The sequence below is a fragment of the Aeromonas tecta genome, from assembly GCF_000820185.1.
Taxonomy (GTDB): Bacteria; Pseudomonadota; Gammaproteobacteria; order Enterobacterales; family Aeromonadaceae; genus Aeromonas; species Aeromonas tecta.
In genome coordinates this window covers 1-1,567 of sequence record NZ_CDCA01000042.1, presented here as the reverse complement: position 1 = coordinate 1,567, position 1,567 = coordinate 1, and the positions used below count along the sequence as shown (strand labels likewise).

General features: G+C 53.8%; 2 protein-coding genes. Both read left to right on the top strand.

What is annotated here, in order from left to right:
- Nucleotides 1–744, top strand: a 744-nt coding sequence (locus BN1137_RS19225; protein WP_157433552.1) for an elongation factor Tu, incomplete at its 5' end; no start/stop codon positions are given.
- 114 nt (nucleotides 745–858) lie between these two features.
- Nucleotides 859–1,401 carry a D-glycero-beta-D-manno-heptose 1,7-bisphosphate 7-phosphatase gene (gene gmhB / locus BN1137_RS19220; protein WP_050720135.1) on the top strand — a complete coding sequence of 181 codons (543 nt, stop codon included), beginning with the start codon at nucleotides 859–861 and terminating at the stop codon, nucleotides 1,399–1,401.
- Nucleotides 1,402–1,567: the final 166 nt, after the last annotated feature.

Here is a 1,567-nt window from a genome sequence, read left to right as displayed (position 1 = left end):
GAGCTGGTCGAGATGGAAGTGCGTGAACTGCTGACCGAGTACGACTTCCCGGGTGATGACCTGCCGGTAGTACGTGGTTCTGCCCTGAAAGCGCTGGAAGGCGACGCTGCTTGGGAAGAGAAAATCATCGAGCTGGCTGGCCACCTGGATACCTATATCCCGGAGCCGGAGCGTGCAATCGACCTGCCGTTCCTGATGCCTATCGAAGACGTCTTCTCCATCGCTGGCCGTGGTACCGTTGTTACCGGTCGTGTTGAGCGCGGTATCGTTAAAGTTGGTGAGACCGTCGAAATCGTCGGTATCAAAGACACCGTTTCTACCACCTGTACCGGTGTTGAAATGTTCCGCAAACTGCTGGACGAAGGTCGTGCCGGTGAGAACGTTGGCGCACTGCTGCGTGGCGTTAAGCGTGAAGACGTAGAGCGTGGTCAAGTACTGGCCAAGCCGGGTTCTATCAAGCCGCACACCAAGTTCGAATCTGAAGTGTACGTTCTGTCCAAAGAAGAAGGTGGTCGTCATACCCCGTTCTTCAAGGGCTACCGTCCTCAGTTCTACTTCCGTACTACCGACGTGACCGGTACCATCGAACTGCCGGAAGGCGTAGAAATGGTAATGCCAGGCGACAACATCAAAATGGTTGTTACCCTGATTGCACCGATCGCGATGGACGACGGCCTGCGTTTCGCCATCCGTGAAGGTGGCCGTACCGTAGGTGCTGGTGTTGTTGCTAGCGTAATCGCTTAATCGATTCGCTATCTGCACACATAAAAGGGGTGGCTTCGGCCGCCCCTTTTACTTTTTGGGGCTTTATCTGCCCTGTGAGATACTTTTCAAACATCCATTACCGAGGTAGTCCCCGTGAGTAAGCCCGCCATTTTTCTGGACAGAGACGGTGTCATCAATGAAGACACTGGTTATGTCAGCCAGGTCGATGACTTCCATTTCCTGCCCGGCGTGATCGATGCCATGCAACTGCTGAAGCAGAAAGGCTACCAGTTGATCGTGGTCACCAACCAGTCCGGTATCGCGCGCGGTTACTTCAGTGAAGATGACTTCATGAACCTCACCGAGTGGATGGATTGGTCACTGGCCGATCGGGGCGTGGATCTCGATGGTATCTACTTCTGTCCTCATCACCCGGATCACGGGGCGCCCTGTGATTGCCGTAAACCAGCACCTGGCATGCTGTTGTTGGCACAACAGGAGCTGGGCATCGACATGAGCCGTTCTTATATGGTGGGTGACAAGCCTTCCGATCTGAGTGCAGCAATGAATGCCAAGGTTGGCCACAAAGTAATGGTGCGTACCGGCAAGCCAATTACGGATACAGGCATAGCATTGGCCGATGCGGTTTATGACAATCTGCACGATTTTGCCGTTTCTGTGCCAGCGGCACACTGATTTCGATGGCTTAGCATCCAAATCGATGGCTTTGTGAGCGAACGAGCGACGAAAGCCATATTTTTGCAATTAACCCCTTGCCAGCAAGTTTCAACTCCCTATAATGCGCCTCCATCGACAGGGCAAGCGGCAACGCAGTTAAGCCAGTCGGTGCCTCGAAAAGCCT